General features: G+C 60.0%; 15 protein-coding genes. 14 read left to right on the forward strand and 1 reads right to left on the reverse strand.

Annotation, left to right across the window (positions count from 1 at the left end):
• Positions 1-15 precede the first annotated feature (15 nt).
• From hscA to NL123_RS05625, 14 genes are all read left to right on the forward strand, one after another.
• A complete protein-coding gene (hscA, locus tag NL123_RS05560) occupies positions 16-1878 on the forward strand; it encodes a Fe-S protein assembly chaperone HscA (protein WP_494357376.1) in 1863 nt (620 codons plus the stop codon).
• A 3-nt stretch (positions 1879-1881) separates the two neighbouring features.
• Positions 1882-2223, forward strand: a complete 342-nt coding sequence (gene fdx / locus NL123_RS05565; RefSeq protein WP_016971995.1) for an ISC system 2Fe-2S type ferredoxin — start codon at positions 1882-1884, stop codon at positions 2221-2223.
• Between the two features lie 14 nt (positions 2224-2237).
• Entirely contained in the window at positions 2238-2438 is a 201-nt protein-coding gene (gene iscX, locus NL123_RS05570; protein WP_016977667.1) for a Fe-S cluster assembly protein IscX, read from the forward strand.
• Positions 2439-2529: 91 nt separating this feature from the next.
• Positions 2530-2955, forward strand: a complete 426-nt coding sequence (ndk, locus tag NL123_RS05575) for a nucleoside-diphosphate kinase (RefSeq protein WP_003175956.1) — start codon at positions 2530-2532, stop codon at positions 2953-2955.
• Positions 2956-2984: 29 nt separating this feature from the next.
• A complete protein-coding gene (gene rlmN / locus NL123_RS05580) occupies positions 2985-4133 on the forward strand; it encodes a dual-specificity RNA methyltransferase RlmN (RefSeq protein ID WP_071496434.1) in 1149 nt (382 codons plus the stop codon).
• Between the two features lie 12 nt (positions 4134-4145).
• A complete protein-coding gene (gene pilW / locus NL123_RS05585; protein WP_248484206.1) occupies positions 4146-4904 on the forward strand; it encodes a type IV pilus biogenesis/stability protein PilW in 759 nt (252 codons plus the stop codon).
• The gene (locus NL123_RS05590; RefSeq protein WP_248484204.1) at positions 4904-5890 is read left to right on the forward strand and encodes a RodZ domain-containing protein; all 987 of its coding nucleotides are present in this window, start codon (positions 4904-4906) and stop codon (positions 5888-5890) included. The genes pilW and NL123_RS05590 overlap by 1 nt, the downstream gene beginning before the upstream one ends.
• Before the next feature lie 2 nt (positions 5891-5892).
• Positions 5893-7002, forward strand: a complete 1110-nt coding sequence (gene ispG, locus NL123_RS05595) for a flavodoxin-dependent (E)-4-hydroxy-3-methylbut-2-enyl-diphosphate synthase (protein ID WP_248484202.1) — start codon at positions 5893-5895, stop codon at positions 7000-7002.
• A 21-nt stretch (positions 7003-7023) separates the two neighbouring features.
• Positions 7024-8313, forward strand: coding sequence for a histidine--tRNA ligase (gene hisS / locus NL123_RS05600; protein WP_494357377.1), 1290 nt, complete (start codon positions 7024-7026; stop codon positions 8311-8313).
• A 41-nt stretch (positions 8314-8354) separates the two neighbouring features.
• The gene (locus NL123_RS05605; protein WP_032890712.1) at positions 8355-8996 is read left to right on the forward strand and encodes a YfgM family protein; all 642 of its coding nucleotides are present in this window, start codon (positions 8355-8357) and stop codon (positions 8994-8996) included.
• Positions 8989-10140, forward strand: coding sequence for an outer membrane protein assembly factor BamB (bamB, locus tag NL123_RS05610; protein ID WP_248484198.1), 1152 nt, complete (start codon positions 8989-8991; stop codon positions 10138-10140). Before NL123_RS05605 ends, bamB begins: the two co-directional genes overlap by 8 nt.
• Before the next feature lie 134 nt (positions 10141-10274).
• The gene (gene der / locus NL123_RS05615; RefSeq protein ID WP_016977675.1) at positions 10275-11744 is read left to right on the forward strand and encodes a ribosome biogenesis GTPase Der; all 1470 of its coding nucleotides are present in this window, start codon (positions 10275-10277) and stop codon (positions 11742-11744) included.
• A gap of 128 nt (positions 11745-11872) precedes the next feature.
• Positions 11873-13021: a pyridoxal phosphate-dependent aminotransferase gene (locus tag NL123_RS05620; RefSeq protein WP_494357378.1), complete on the forward strand. Its 1149-nt coding sequence runs from the start codon at positions 11873-11875 to the stop codon at positions 13019-13021.
• Positions 13009-13800 carry an amidohydrolase gene (locus NL123_RS05625; protein ID WP_248484194.1) on the forward strand — a complete coding sequence of 264 codons (792 nt, stop codon included), beginning with the start codon at positions 13009-13011 and terminating at the stop codon, positions 13798-13800. The genes NL123_RS05620 and NL123_RS05625 overlap by 13 nt, the downstream gene beginning before the upstream one ends.
• Positions 13801-13964: 164 nt before the next feature.
• On the opposite strand, the gene leuA is transcribed toward NL123_RS05625, so the two are convergent.
• Positions 13965-15644: a 2-isopropylmalate synthase gene (leuA, locus tag NL123_RS05630; RefSeq protein ID WP_248484192.1), complete on the reverse strand. Its 1680-nt coding sequence runs from the start codon at positions 15642-15644 to the stop codon at positions 13965-13967.
• Between the last annotated feature and the right edge of the window lie 120 nt (positions 15645-15764).

The following is a 15764-nucleotide window of genomic DNA, read 5'->3' on the forward strand; positions in this document are numbered from 1 at the left end:
TAAGACCTGATTACCATGGCCCTACTGCAAATCGCCGAACCCGGCCAAAGCCCTCAACCGCACCAGCGTCGCCTGGCGGTCGGGATTGACCTGGGCACCACCAATTCCCTGGTTGCTGCCTTGCGCAGCGGCCTGTCCGAGCCGCTGCCGGACGCTGATGGCCAGGTGATTCTGCCGTCTGCCGTGCGCTATCACGTTGATCGTACCGAAGTGGGTGAGTCGGCCAAGCTGGCGGCGTCTTCCGACCCTTTGAATACCGTGCTGTCGGTCAAGCGCTTGATGGGTCGTGGTCTGTCCGATGTCAAGCAATTGGGCGACCAGTTGCCGTACCGCTTTGTCGGTGGCGAATCCCATATGCCGTTCATCGACACTGTCCAAGGCCCGAAAAGCCCGGTGGAAGTGTCGGCCGATATCCTCAAGGTGCTGCGCCAGCGCGCGGAGAAAACCCTGGGCGGCGAACTGGTCGGTGCCGTAATCACCGTTCCGGCTTATTTCGATGACGCTCAGCGTCAGGCCACCAAGGACGCGGCGAAACTCGCCGGCCTGAACGTATTGCGCCTGCTCAACGAGCCGACCGCAGCGGCCGTGGCCTATGGCCTGGACCAGCATGCAGAAGGCCTCGTCGCTATTTACGACTTGGGCGGCGGTACCTTTGATATTTCGATCCTGCGCCTGACCGGCGGCGTCTTCGAAGTGCTCGCCACCGGCGGCGACAGCGCCCTGGGCGGCGATGACTTCGACCACGCCATTGCGGGCTGGATCATCACCAGCGCCGGCTTGTCTGCCGACCTGGACCCGGGCGCGCAGCGCAACCTGCTGCAAACCGCCTGCGCGGCCAAGGAAGCGCTGACCGATGCTGCAAGCGTTGAAGTTTCCTACGGCACCTGGTCGGCCCAACTGACCCGCGAAGCTTTCGATGCGTTGATCGAGCCAATGGTTGCCCGCAGCCTGAAAGCCTGCCGCCGCGCGGTGCGCGATTCCGGTATCGAGCTGGAAGAAGTCGGTGCCGTGGTCATGGTCGGTGGGTCCACCCGCGTACCACGCGTGCGTGAAGCCGTCGCCGAAGCTTTTGGCCGCCAGCCGCTGACTGAAATCGACCCGGATCAGGTGGTCGCCATCGGCGCCGCGATCCAGGCTGATACCCTGGCCGGCAACAAGCGTGATGGTGGCGAATTGCTGCTGCTCGACGTTATCCCGCTGTCCCTGGGCCTGGAAACCATGGGGGGCCTGATGGAGAAGGTGATTCCACGCAACACCACCATCCCCGTCGCCCGCGCCCAGGACTTCACCACTTACAAAGATGGCCAGACGGCCATGATGATCCATGTGCTGCAAGGTGAACGCGAGCTGATCAGCGACTGCCGCTCCCTGGCGCGCTTTGAATTGCGCGGTATCCCGGCCATGGTCGCGGGCGCAGCAAAGATTCGCGTGACCTTCCAGGTTGACGCCGACGGCTTGCTCAACGTCGCTGCGCGTGAGTTGGGTTCGGGTGTTGAAGCCAGCATCCAGGTCAAGCCGTCCTACGGGCTGACCGACGGCGAAATCGCCAAGATGCTCAAGGACTCGTTCCAATATGCCGGTGACGACAAGGTCGCTCGCGTACTGCGCGAGCAGCAAGTGGATGCCCAGCGCCTGCTCGAGGCGGTGCAGGGCGCCCTTGAGGTCGACGGCGAGCGCCTGCTGGATGCCGAAGAGCGCATGGTCATCGACCTGCAGATGCAGGAACTGGCCGAACTGATGAAAGGCAACGACGGTTATGCCATCGAGCAACAGACCAAGCGACTGTCGCAAGTGACGGATGCCTTTGCCGCCCGCCGCATGGATCAGACGGTGAAAGCCGCACTGGCCGGGCGCAACCTGAATGAAATCGAGGAATAATTAATGCCGCAGGTCATTTTTCTGCCACACGCCGAGCATTGCCCGGACGGTATGGTCGTGGAGGCTGAGACCGGCAAGTCCATCCTCGAAGTTGCCCATGACAACCACATCGAGATCGAAAGTGCCTGCGGCGGTGTCTGCGCCTGCACCACCTGTCATTGCATCATCCGCGAGGGTTTCAACACTCTGGAAGAAGCAGACGAGCTGGAAGAGGACTTTCTTGATCGTGCCTGGGGCCTGGAAGCGACTTCTCGCCTAAGCTGTCAAGCAAAGGTCGGCACGGAAGACATCACTGTCGAAATTCCGAAGTATTCCCTCAACCATGCTGCCGAAGCGCCGCATTGATTCAAGGAAGTGTCATGAGTCTTAAATGGGTTGATGTGCAAGAGATCGCTATCCTGTTGGCAGATGCCAACCCGGATCTGGATCCTTACTCCCTGAACTTTGTAGCTTTGCGTGACATGGTCATGGCGTTGCCAGGGTTCGAAGATGAGCGTGATCGCGGTGGTGAAAAGGTCCTGGAGGCTATCCAGACTGCCTGGAAAGAAGAACAGGACTGACGCCTCCCTTACGCAGTTAGGCAATACCCAATAACCCGCGTATAATTCGCGGGTTTAATTTTTCGTAAATTACCGTTTCTGGAGTTACACCATGGCTGTTCAACGTACTTTCTCCATCATCAAGCCTGACGCTGTTGCAAAAAACGTCATCGGCGAGATCACCACTCGTTTCGAAAAAGCCGGCCTGAAGGTTGTAGCTTCGAAACTCAAGCAACTGTCCAAGGCTGAAGCTGAAGGCTTCTACGCTGAGCACAGCGCTCGTGGCTTCTTCGGCGACCTGGTTGCCTTCATGATCTCCGGTCCTGTTGTTGTCCAGGTTCTGGAAGGCGAAAACGCTATCGCTCTGAACCGTGAGCTGATGGGCGCTACCAACCCTAAAGAAGCCGCTGCCGGCACCATCCGTGCTGACTTCGCCGAGTCCATCGACGCCAACGCTGTACACGGTTCGGACTCCGAAGCTGCTGCTGCTCGCGAAATCTCGTACTTCTTCGCCGCTACTGAAGTAACCGCTCGCTAAGCATCGGCTTAAAGAGTGAGGGTGAATCCATGACGACATCGACTGTAAAAACCAACCTGCTGGGGCTGACCCAGCCGGAAATGGAGAAATTCTTCGACTCAATCGGGGAGAAGCGTTTCCGTGCCGGTCAGGTAATGAAATGGATTCACCACTTTGGCGTCGATGATTTCGACGCCATGACGAACGTCAGCAAGGCCCTGCGCGACAAGCTCAAGGCCATTGCTGAAGTACGTGGTCCCGAAGTGGTCAGCGAGGACATCTCCAGCGATGGCACCCGTAAGTGGGTGGTGCGCGTGGCGTCCGGCAGCTGTGTCGAGACTGTGTACATTCCCCAGGGCAAACGCGGCACCTTGTGCGTTTCGTCCCAGGCAGGCTGTGCCCTGGACTGCAGTTTCTGCTCCACCGGCAAGCAAGGCTTCAACAGCAACCTCACCGCCGCCGAAGTAATCGGCCAGGTGTGGATTGCCAACAAATCCTTTGGCAGCGTCCCGGCGACCGTCGACCGTGCCATCACCAACGTGGTGATGATGGGCATGGGTGAGCCGCTGCTGAACTTCGACAATGTGGTTTCGGCCATGCACCTGATGATGGACGACCTGGGCTACGGCATCTCCAAGCGCCGTGTGACCCTGTCCACCTCCGGCGTGGTGCCGATGATCGATGAGCTGTCCAAGCACATCGACGTCTCCCTGGCGTTGTCGCTGCACGCACCCAATGACGCATTGCGTAACCAATTGGTGCCAATCAACAAGAAGTATCCGCTTAAGATGCTGCTCGAATCTTGCCAGCGCTACATGTCGTCCCTGGGTGAAAAGCGCGTGCTGACCATCGAGTACACCTTGCTCAAAGACATCAATGACAAGGTCGAGCACGCGGTCGAGATGATCGAGTTGCTCAAGAACACCCCGTGCAAGATCAACCTGATTCCGTTTAACCCGTTTCCACATTCTGGCTACGAGCGACCGAGCAACAACGCCATCCGCCGTTTCCAGGATCAACTGCACCAGGCTGGCTACAACGTCACCGTCCGCACCACCCGTGGTGAAGACATTGACGCCGCCTGTGGCCAATTGGTCGGGCAGGTGATGGACCGCACCCGCCGCAGCGAGCGTTATATCGCCGGACGTGAAGTGAACGCCGCCGACGATTTACCGCTGATCGCTGTGAATCGAATCTGAGAGAGGATCTCTATGCCCTTGCGCCTTGCGCTGCTTCTGCTTGTTACCGGCCTGTCGGCTGGTTGTGTTTCATCGGGCCATGACAGCCCTATGCAAACCGGTAAAGGCCGTGATGAGGCGCGAGTTGCCTATGTGCAACTGGGCTTGGGTTACCTTCAGCAAGGGATGAACGAGCAGGCCAAGGTGCCGTTGAAGAAGGCGCTTGAGCTGGACAGCGACGATGCCGACGCCAATGCCGCACTGGCCCTGGTGTTCCAGGCCCAGGCCGAGCCTGAACTGGCGGACCGGTATTTCCACAAGGCCCTGGCCGCACGCCCTGCCGACCCGCGGCTGCTGAACAACTACGGCAGTTTCCTGTTTGCGCAGAAGCGTTATGACCAGGCCGCTCTTTATTTCCAGCAGGCCAGCGCCGATACCCTCTATCCTGAGCGTTCGCGGGTGTTCGAGAACCTCGGGGTCACCTCGATCCGCCTCGGCCAGCGCGACAATGCCCGCCGGCAACTGGAAAAAGCCCTGCACTTGAATGGTCGCCAGCCTCGGGCATTGCTCGAAATGGCTGAGATATCCTTTGATGACAGGCATTATGTGCCGGCACGTGACTATTACGAGCGTTTTAGCCTGCTCAGCGGGCAAAATGCACGTAGTCTATTGCTCGGTGTGCGGTTGGCGACGGTTCATGAAGAACGCGATACGGCCGCACGTTTTGGCCAGCAACTCGAACGACTCTATCCCGGTACGCCGGAATATCAGCAATACCTGTCGGAGCAATGATGAAAGCGGCGCACCCGGAAGTTGTAGCAGCTAATCGCGTAAACCCAGGCGACACCTTGCGTCAGGCCCGCGAAAGCAATGGTTGGTCGCTGGCGGAAGTGGCCCTCAAGCTCAATTTGACCAGTACATCCCTGGGCAACCTGGAAGCTGGCGCGTTCGATAAGTTGCCTGGGCACACCTTCGCCCGCGGCTATATCCGTGCCTATGCCAAGCTGCTGGGGATCGACCAGACTGTTCTAGTCCAGGAGTTCGACCAGTTTACCGGCACCGACTCCCAAGGTAGCAATGTGCATGGCTTGGGTCGCATCGAAGAACCGGTGCGGGTTTCCCACACGATTTTGCGAATTGTCAGCCTGTTGCTGCTGATCGCTGTCATTGGTGGCGGTTTTGTCTGGTGGCAAGACCAGACCTCCCAGCGCACCAAGGACCTGACCAGCAACGCCATGGAGCACGTCGAAGTCGAAAGCGCCGACGGCACTACCCAGATTCATCCGCTGGACGAGCCGGAAGACCAGGCTGTCGCCCAAGGCCAGGCCGCGCCTGAAGCATCCGCCGCTACTGAGCTGCCAGCACCGGAAACCGCGCCTGCCGCGACCGCTGCCGCAACGGTTCCCGCGACGCCGGCTGCTTCGGGGGCCATAGCCCATACACCGGCCGCTCCAGTGCAGGCGCCAGCGACTCCAGCGCCAACCGCTCCGGCAGCTCCTGCGATTTCGCCACCTACCACCCCAGCGTTGATCGCCGGTGATGGCCGCGTACAGATTACCTTCGTCGCCGACTGCTGGACGCAAGTCACCGACGGCAATGGCAAAGTGCTGTTTAGCGGTCTCAAGCGTAAGGGAGATACGCTCGACCAAGGCGGCAAGCCTCCTTTGACGCTGCGTCTGGGCTTTGCCCGTGGCGCGCAAGTGGCCTACAACGGCCAGCCTGTAGACGTAGCGCCGTTCACCACCGGCGAGACCGCTCGCCTGAAGTTGGGACAATAGTCATGCACGGCGAATCTCCAATCAAACGTCGCGTATCGCGCAAAATCTGGGTCGGCTCGGTGCCGGTGGGTGGCGATGCCCCCATCGCCGTACAGAGCATGACCAACAGCGACACCAATGACGTGGCCGCCACCGTTGCCCAGATCAACCGTCTGGAAGCCGCTGGCGTGGACATCGTGCGCGTCTCCGTACCGGACATGGACGCTGCCGAGGCCTTTGGTCGCATCAAGCAACTGGTCAAGGTGCCGTTGGTTGCCGACATTCACTTCGACTACAAGATCGCATTGCGCGTCGCCGAGCTGGGTGTGGACTGCCTGCGTATCAACCCGGGCAACATTGGTCGCGAAGACCGTGTGCGTGCCGTGGTGGATGCTGCTCGCGACCGTGGTATTCCGATCCGTATCGGCGTCAACGCCGGCTCCCTGGAAAAAGACCTGCAAAAGAAATACGGCGAGCCGACCCCGGCGGCGCTGGTCGAATCGGCGCTGCGCCACGTTGAGCACCTTGAACGCCTGAATTTCCAGGACTTCAAGGTCAGCGTAAAGGCCTCCGACGTGTTCATGGCGGTAGAAGCCTACCGCCTGCTGGCCAAGGAAATCGTACAGCCGTTGCACCTGGGTATCACTGAAGCAGGCGGTTTACGTTCAGGCACAGTGAAATCTGCGGTGGGTCTCGGTATGCTGCTCGCCGAAGGGATTGGCGATACTATCCGCATCTCCCTGGCGGCAGACCCGGTAGAGGAAGTGAAGGTCGGTTACGACATCCTCAAATCCCTGCATTTGCGTTCCCGAGGTATCAATTTCATTGCCTGTCCGAGCTGCTCGCGGCAGAACTTCGACGTGGTGAAAACCATGAACGAGCTGGAAGGGCGCCTCGAAGACCTGCTGGTGCCGCTGGATGTCGCGGTAATTGGTTGTGTGGTCAACGGGCCGGGAGAAGCCAAGGAGGCGCACATCGGTTTGACCGGCGGTACACCGAACCTGATCTACATCGACGGCAAACCGTCGCAGAAGTTGACGAATGACAATCTGGTGGATCATCTCGAAAGACTGATCCGCGAGAAAGCGGCCGAAAAGGTCGCGGCTGACGCAGCGCTGATCGCGCGCGGCTAAGAACGAATTTAAGGATTTGATGTGAGCAAGTCTCTGCAAGCCATTCGTGGCATGAACGACATCCTCCCGGAGCAGACGCCGCTGTGGCGCTACTTCGAGAGCACTGTTGCGCGCCTGCTGGATAACTACGGTTACAAGCAGATCCGCATGCCGATCGTTGAGTTCACCGAGCTGTTCAAGCGCTCCATCGGTGAAGTGACCGACATCGTCGAAAAAGAGATGTACACCTTTGAAGACCGTAACGGCGACTCCCTGACCCTGCGTCCGGAAGGTACTGCCGCGTGCGTGCGCGCTGTGCTCGAACATGGCCTCACCGGTGGTGGCCAGCCACAGAAGCTGTGGTACATCGGCCCGATGTTCCGTCACGAGCGCCCGCAAAAAGGCCGCTATCGCCAGTTTCACCAGATCGGCCTGGAGGTGTTCAACCTTGACGGTCCGGATATCGACGCCGAGCTGATCGTGCTGACCTGGCGCCTGTGGGGCCTGCTGGGTATCCGCGACGCGGTCAAGCTTGAACTCAACAGCCTGGGCACCAGTGAATCCCGCGGCCGCTACAAAGTGGCCCTGGTCGAGTACCTGTCCGCCCACCTGGACAAGTTGGACGAAGACAGCCAGCGCCGTCTGAAGACCAACCCATTGCGCGTCCTCGATACCAAGAACGCCGATACCCAGGCCGTGCTGGTCAATGCGCCGAAAATGGCCGACTACCTGGACGACGAGTCTCGTATCCACTTCGAGGGCCTCAAGGCTCGGCTGGATGCGGCCGGTATCCCGTTCGTGATCAACACCAAGCTGGTGCGCGGCCTCGATTATTACAGCAAGACCGTATTCGAGTGGGTCACCGACAAACTCGGCGCCCAGGGCACCGTGTGTGCTGGTGGCCGCTACGACGGCCTGGTAGAGCAGATGGGCGGCAAGCCGACCACCGGTGTGGGTTTCGCCATGGGCATCGAGCGGCTGATCCTGCTGCTGGAAACCCTTGAGCAGGTCCCGGAAGAGATCTCCCGTCAGGTGGACGTGTACCTGTGCGCCTTTGGCGAGACCGCCGAACTGGCAGCCCTGGCCCTGAGCGAAAAGGTTCGCGACCAACTGCCCAATCTGCGCCTGCAAGTCAATGCGGGCGCCGGCAGCTTCAAGAGCCAGTTCAAGAAGGCCGACAAGAGCGGTGCGTTGTATGCACTGATCCTCGGCGAAGACGAGCTGGCCCAGCAAGTGATAGGTTTCAAACCCCTGCGTGGCCAGGGTGAGCAACAGAACATTGCCTTTGATGCGCTCGCTGCGCACTTGGCCACCTGCGTCGTGCAGGGTTGAAGCTGTCGAACAGCCGAATTTAGCGATTAAGGAGTATTGGGGTGTCGAGTACTGATGATGAGCAACTGGCCGAGTTCAAGGACTGGTGGCAGCGCAACGGCAAGCCTCTGGTTACTGGCGGTCTGCTGGCTTTAGTGGTTGTCTTCGGCTGGCAAGCCTGGACCAAGTATCAGGCCAACCAGTCCCAAGGCGCCTCGATCCTCTATCAGCAATTGTTGGAAACCACCCTGACGCCGGACGGCAAGCCCGACCCTGCGCAGGTTGCAGACCTGGCCGGCAAGCTGAAGAACGAATTCGGCGGTAGCACCTACGCCCAATACGGCAGCCTGTTCGTCGCGAAAGTCGCGGTCGACACCGGCAAGCTGGACGACGCTGCCGCTGAGCTGAAGGCCATCGCCGACAAGCCGACCAACCCGACCCTGGGTGAAATCGCACGTCAGCGCCTGGCGCAGGTACTGGCGGCACAGAACAAGGCTGACGAAGCACTCAAACTGCTCGACGGCGATGCTGACAAGGCATTTGTAGCCACTCGCGAAGAGCTCAAGGGCGACCTGTTGGTCCAATTGGGTCGTACCGACGAAGCCAATGCTGCGTACAAGAAAGCCAAGGCGGCGCTGTCTGATGAAGCGGCGGTCGGTGGCTTACAAATCAAGCTGGACGACTTGGCCAAAGGGGATGCGTGACGTGATCCGTTGGAAACATGCAGCATTGCTGGCTCTGGCCGTTCTGGCCGCGGGTTGCAGCAGCAACAGTAAGAAAGAATTGCCGCCTGCGGAGCTGACCAGCTTCAAGGAAGAAGTGGTCCTGCAAAAGCAGTGGAGCCGCTCCATCGGTGACGGCCAGGGCGAAACCTACAACATGCTGGTACCGGCTATCGACGGTGACAACATTGTCGCTGCTGACGTGACCGGCGTAGTGATCTCCATGGATCGCATGAACGGCGACGTGAAGTGGAAGAAAGACCTCGAAATTCCGGTATCCGGCGCAGTAGGCGTGGGTTACGGCATGGTCTTGCTCGGCACGCTCAAGGGCGAAGTCGTGGCGTTGGATTCCAGCACCGGCGAAGAGAAATGGCGCGCTCGCGTGACCAGTGAAGTGCTCGCACCGCCTGCCACCAACGGCGATATCGTCGTGGTGCAAACCCAGGACGACCGTGTGATCGGCCTCGACGCCAGCACCGGCGCACAGCGTTGGTTGTACGACAGCACGCCTGCGGTGCTGACGCTGCGCGGTACCAGTGGTCCGATTGTGACCAACAATCTGGCCGTTGCAGGCCTGTCGACCGGTAAAGTGGTCGCCTTGGATACCCAGAACGGCGTGCCGGCCTGGGAAACCCGTGTGGCCATCCCGCAAGGTCGTTCCGAGCTGGACCGCGTAGTGGACATTGACGGTGGCTTGCTGTTGTCGGGTGAAACCATCTACGTCGCCACTTACCAGGGCCGTGTTGCGGCACTGGACCTGCAGAGCGGCCGCGTCAACTGGCAGCGTGATGCTTCCAGCTACGCCGGTGTCGCCCAAGGGTTTGGCAGCGTCTATGTCAGCCTGGCGTCCGGCACTGTCGAAAGTGTCGACGAGCGTTCCACCACGGCACTGTGGAGCAACGACTCCCTGGCGCGCCGCCAGTTGTCGGCACCGGAAGTCTTCTCCAGCTATGTGGCGGTCGGTGACTTCGAAGGCTACCTGCACCTGCTGAGCCAGGTGGATGGTCGTTTCGTCGGTCGCGAGCGTATCGACAGCGACGGCCTGCGTGCGCGTCCGCTGGTGGTGGGTAACATGCTTTATGTGTTTGGCAACAGCGGCAAGCTGGAAGCCCTGACCATCAAGTAAGAACTATGCTTGGGGTAACACCCAGGCGGCCCCGCTTCGGCGGGGCATGCGGCATTTGATTATGCTGCCCCGAGCACCAGCCGCTGCCTTGCAGCGGCTTTTGTATTTTCTGAAATAACGAAGTGGAGAGCCGCATGGTTCCCGTAATCGCCCTGGTGGGCCGACCTAACGTCGGCAAGTCCACCTTGTTCAACCGCCTGACCAGGACTCGCGACGCTATCGTCGGCGACTTGTCCGGTCTGACCCGTGATCGCCAATACGGTGAGGCAAAGTGGCAAGGGCGCTCCTACATTATCGTCGACACCGGTGGTATCTCCGGTGACGAGCATGGCATGGACGAAAAGATGGCCGAGCAGTCGTTGCTGGCCATTGAAGAAGCCGATGTCGTGTTGTTCCTGGTGGACGCCCGTGCGGGCTACACCGCTGCCGACCAGATGATTGGCGAGCACCTGCGCAAGCGCAACAAGCGTTCCTATCTGGTCGCGAACAAGATCGACAACATCGATCCTGAAGCTGCCCGAGCCGAATTCAGCCCGATGGGCCTGGGCGATGCGATCCCGGTCGCCGGGGCGCACGGTCGCGGTATCACCCAGATGCTGGAAATTGCCCTGCGCGATTTCCCCAAGGATGACGTCGAGGAAGAAGAGGGCGAAGAGGAAATCGTCGCCGAAGGTGAGGAAGCCAAGCGCATTCCTGGCCCGAGCGAAAAAGACGGTATCAAGATCGCTATCATCGGTCGTCCTAACGTCGGCAAGTCGACCCTGGTCAACCGCATGCTCGGTGAAGACCGAGTCATCGTCTATGACCAGCCTGGCACCACCCGCGACAGCATCTACATCCCGTTCGAACGTAACGAGGAAAAGTACACGCTGATCGACACCGCCGGTGTGCGCAAGCGCGGCAAGATCCACGAGGAAGTTGAAAAGTTCTCGGTGGTGAAAACCCTGCAGGCGATCAAAGACGCCAACGTGGTGATCTTCGTGATGGACGCCCGCGAAGGCGTGGTGGACCACGACCTCAACCTGTTGGGCTTTGCCCTGGAGGCCGGTCGTGCGCTGGTGATCGCGATCAACAAGTGGGACGGCATGACGCCGAGCGAGCGCGATTTCGTCAAGATCGAGCTGCAACGCCGCTTGTTCTTCGTCGAGTTTGCCGATATCCACTTTATCTCGGCACTGCACGGCACCGGCGTGGGCAACCTCTACGCTTCCGTACAGAACTCGTTCAAGTCCGCGGTCACCCGCTGGCCGACCAACCGTCTCACCCAGATCTTGGAAGACGCGGTTGGCGAGCACGCGCCGCCGATGGTCAACAACCGCCGGATCAAACTGCGTTACGCCCACTTGGGCGGTGCCAACCCACCGATTATCGTGATCCACGGTAACCAGATCGAGAAGGTGCCCAAGTCCTACGTGCGTTACCTGGAAAACACCTACCGGCGTGTCTTGAAACTGGTCGGTACGCCGATCCGTATCGAGTTCAAGGGTGGTGAGAACCCATACGAAGGCAACAAGAACACACTGACTGACCGTCAGGTGAACAAGAAGCGTCGTTTGATGACTCACCATAAGAAGGCCGACAAGAAGCGCCGCGATAAGAAGTAATCGTAGCTTCAAGTTGTTAGCTGCAAGAGAGGGCTCCTTTGGAGCCCTTTTTTGTGCCTGGCGGTTTGCCCCTTGACCTGCTTATGGCTTGCAGCTTAAAACTTGCAGCTCAGCCGAAGGGGGCTCCCATGATCACCAGCAAGCTGCCGAATGTCGGCACGACCATTTTCACCACCATGTCGCAACTCGCTGCCGAGACCGGCGCGCTGAACCTGTCCCAGGGCTTCCCGGACTTCAATGGCCCCCAGGGTTTGCTCGACGCAGTGGGCAAGCATATCGCCCTCGGGCATAACCAATACGCGCCCATGACCGGCTTACCGGTGCTGCGCCAGCAGGTGGCCGCCAAGATCGCCCGCAGCTATGGCGCCACAGTCAATGCCGACACTGAAGTGACCATCACTCCAGGCGCCACCGAGGCGATCTTCTGCGCGATCCAGGCGGTGATTCGCAACGGTGATGAAGTCATCGTGTTCGACCCCAGCTACGACAGCTACGAGCCGTCGGTGGAGCTGGCGGGTGGTCGCTGCGTGCATGTGCAACTGCGCCTGGATGGCTTTGCGCTGGACTTCGAGAAGATCAAGGCGGCGCTGTCACCGCGTACGCGCATGATCGTCCTCAACTCCCCACATAACCCGACCGGCGCGCTGATCAGCCGCGCCGAACTGGACCAGTTGGCCGAACTGATTCGCGAGCGTGACATCTACCTGGTCAGCGATGAGGTCTACGAACACCTGGTGTTCGACGGCGTGGCCCATGTCAGCGTGTTGGCCCACGAAGAACTCTACCAGCGCGCCTTCGTGGTCAGCTCTTTCGGCAAGACCTACCACGTCACCGGCTGGAAAACCGGCTACGTCGTCGCCCCGCCGGCCCTCACCGGCGAACTGCGCAAGGTGCATCAATACGTCAATTTCTGTGGCGTAACCCCATTGCAGTACGCGCTGGCCGATTTCATGGCTGAGCACCCGGAGCATGTCGATGAGTTGCCGGCGTTCTATCAGGCCAAGCGCGATCTGTTCTGCGACCTGCTGGCGCCATCGCGCTTCAGCTTTACCCCAGTGACCGGCACCTACTTCCAACTGGTGGATTACTCACAGATCCGCCCGGACCTGGATGACGTCGCCATGTCGCTATGGATGACCCGCGAACACGGCGTGGCGACGATTCCGGTCTCGGTGTTCTACCAGACCCCACCCCAAGGCCAGCGCCTGGTGCGCCTTTGCTTTGCCAAACGTGAGGAAACGCTGCAACAAGCGGCTGAAAAACTATGCGCGATCTGAGTGCTCTGCCGAACCTGAACATCGCCCTGGTCCAGACCAGCCTGGCCTGGCACGACCGCCAAGCCAACCTTGAGCACTTCGGGTTATTGTTGGAGCAGGCGAAAGGCGCTGATCTGATCGTGTTGCCGGAGATGTTCACCACCGGTTTTTCCATGGAGTCAGCAACCCTGGCCGAACCCGAGAACGGGCCGACCCACCGTTGGCTGCAGGCCCAGGCCGCGAAGTACAACGCCGTCATCACCGGCAGCCTGATCATCCAGGCTGCCGACGGCAGCCATCGCAACCGATTGCTGTGGGCACGGCCGGATGGCGAGGTGTTGCATTACGACAAGCGCCACCTGTTCCGCATGGCCGGCGAGCACAACCACTACACCCCCGGTGAGCGCCAGGTACAGTTCGAAGTGAAGGGCTGGCGTATTCGCCCGTTGATTTGCTACGACCTGCGCTTCCCGGTGTGGAGCCGCGATGCTCAGGACACAGACCTGCTGCTGTACACCGCCAACTGGCCAGGAGCGCGGCGCTCGCACTGGAACCGACTGCTGCCGGCGCGGGCCATCGAGAACCTGTGTTATGTGGCGGCGGTGAATCGGGTGGGCACGGATGGGAAGGGCTTTGCCTACACCGGGGATAGCCAGGTGTTGGACTTCCAGGGCGAGACGCTGCTGAGTGCGGGGGAGGCGGATGGAGTGTTCCAGGTGAGCCTGGATGCGGCGGAATTGGCCGCGTATCGCACCAGGTTTCCAGCCAACCTGGATGCCGATACTTTCCAGTTTGTCTGACAGACCGCTATCGGGGGCAAGCCCCCTCCCACACTTTAATTTGTGAATACATTCAAAATGTGGGAGGGGGCTTGCCCCCGATGAGGCCCTCACAGACCACAAAAAACCAAAAAAAAGGCCCCAGGACTCATATCCAGGGGCCTTTCACATTTTAAGCAGACTGCTTACGCTGCTTTTGCTTCCTGCTGGCTCAACGAACGGTTCAGCGCACTGAACAGCGCCTTGAAGCTCGCTGTGGTGATGTTTTCATCAATCCCCACACCATGCACCGGACGCTCGCCGTTCACACGCAGTTCGATGTAGGCCGCCGCCTTGGCGTTGGTGCCCGCACCGATCGCATGTTCGTTGTAGTCCATGATCTCCACGCCAATCGGCAAGCCGGCCACCAACGCTTCCAGGGCGCCGTTGCCTTTGCCTTTCCAGTGCAGGTTGGTTTCGCCCTGGCCCTTGCCCGCGACTTCCACCTCGACAAAGCTGTTGCCGTTCTCTTCCTGCAGGCGATGGCTGACCAACGCGTACGGGGTGTTGGCTTGCAGGTATTCACGCTGCAGCAAGGCATAGATCTGCGGTGCAGTCATCTCCAGGCCGACGCGGTCGGTTTCGGCCTGTACCACCTGGCTGAACTCGATCTGCATGCGACGTGGCAAGCTGATGTCGTATTCCTGCTCCAGCAGGTAGGCGATGCCGCCTTTGCCCGACTGGCTGTTCACGCGAATCACCGCCTCGTAGCTGCGACCAATATCGGCCGGGTCGATCGGCAAGTACGGCACTTCCCACAGCGCATCGTCTTTCTGCTGGGCGAAACCCTTGCGGATTGCATCCTGGTGCGAACCGGAGAACGCGGTGTGCACCAGGTCACCCACGTACGGGTGACGCGGGTGAACCTGGATCTGGTTGCACTCTTCGACGACTTTGCGCACGCCATCGATGTCGGAGAAATCCAGCTGTGGGTCGAGGCCCTGGGTGTACATGTTCAGTGCCACGGTGACCAGGTCGACGTTGCCGGTGCGCTCGCCGTTGCCGAACAGGCAGCCTTCGACGCGGTCGGCGCCGGCCATCAGGCCCAGCTCGGTGGCGGCCACGCCGGTGCCACGGTCGTTGTGGGTGTGCAGGCTGATGATCACGCTGTCACGGCGATTGATATGGCGACCGAACCATTCGATCTGGTCGGCATAGATGTTCGGCGTGGCGCATTCCACGGTGGCCGGCAGGTTGAGGATCATCTTGTGCTCGGGCGTCGGGTTCCACACCTCGATCACCGCGTCACACACCTCCTTGGCAAACTCCAGCTCAGTAGCGCTGAAGGTCTCCGGGGAGTATTCGAAGGTCCACTGGGTTTCCGGCTGCTGGGCGGCGTATTTGACGAACAACTTGGCGGCGTTGACCGCGATGGCCTTGATGCCTTCCTTGTCCTGGTTGAACACGATGCGGCGGAAGGACGGCGACGTGGCGTTGTACAGGTGCACGATGGCTTTCTTGGCGCCGCGCAGGGATTCGAAGGTGCGTGCGATCAAGTCTTCACGGCCCTGGGTCAGCACCTGGATGGTGGTGTCCTCGGGGATGTGGCCGTCTTCGATCAGTGTGCGTACGAAGTCGAAGTCGGTTTGCGAGGCGGCCGGGAACGAAGCTTCGATTTCTTTCACGCCGACAGCGACCAGAGTCTTCCAGAAACGCAGCTTTTTCACCGCGTCCATCGGCTCGATCAGCGACTGGTTGCCATCACGCAGGTCGGAGCTGCACCAGATCGGCGCTTCGGTGATGGTCTTCGATGGCCAGGTGCGGTTCGGGATATCGATGGTCGGAAACGCGCGGTACTTCGAAGACGGGTCTTTGAGCATGCTCATCGGGAAATCCTTTGTTGTAGGGGCCGAGAAAAGGCGGCCTGCCGTGGAACTGTTTTTGGGGATAAAACGTAAAGACGAGGCAGATCGATTCAGCCTGGCAGTCGTGCGCTGACGAGGCAC

This window comes from Pseudomonas sp. FBCC-B1565, assembly GCF_059133265.1.

Coding starts and splice junctions, on each gene's coding strand:
- bamB (WP_248484198.1), top strand. CDS start 8,989: ATGCGTGACGTGATCCGTTGGAAACATGCAGCATTGCTGGCTCTGGCC.
- der (WP_016977675.1), top strand. CDS start 10,275: ATGGTTCCCGTAATCGCCCTGGTGGGCCGACCTAACGTCGGCAAGTCC.
- fdx (WP_016971995.1), top strand. CDS start 1,882: ATGCCGCAGGTCATTTTTCTGCCACACGCCGAGCATTGCCCGGACGGT.
- ispG (WP_248484202.1), top strand. CDS start 5,893: ATGCACGGCGAATCTCCAATCAAACGTCGCGTATCGCGCAAAATCTGG.
- leuA (WP_248484192.1), bottom strand. CDS start 15,644: ATGAGCATGCTCAAAGACCCGTCTTCGAAGTACCGCGCGTTTCCGACC.
- NL123_RS05590 (WP_248484204.1), top strand. CDS start 4,904: ATGAAAGCGGCGCACCCGGAAGTTGTAGCAGCTAATCGCGTAAACCCA.
- NL123_RS05625 (WP_248484194.1), top strand. CDS start 13,009: ATGCGCGATCTGAGTGCTCTGCCGAACCTGAACATCGCCCTGGTCCAG.
- pilW (WP_248484206.1), top strand. CDS start 4,146: ATGCCCTTGCGCCTTGCGCTGCTTCTGCTTGTTACCGGCCTGTCGGCT.
- ndk (WP_003175956.1), top strand. CDS start 2,530: ATGGCTGTTCAACGTACTTTCTCCATCATCAAGCCTGACGCTGTTGCA.
- NL123_RS05620 (WP_494357378.1), top strand. CDS start 11,873: ATGATCACCAGCAAGCTGCCGAATGTCGGCACGACCATTTTCACCACC.
- iscX (WP_016977667.1), top strand. CDS start 2,238: ATGAGTCTTAAATGGGTTGATGTGCAAGAGATCGCTATCCTGTTGGCA.
- hscA (WP_494357376.1), top strand. CDS start 16: ATGGCCCTACTGCAAATCGCCGAACCCGGCCAAAGCCCTCAACCGCAC.
- rlmN (WP_071496434.1), top strand. CDS start 2,985: ATGACGACATCGACTGTAAAAACCAACCTGCTGGGGCTGACCCAGCCG.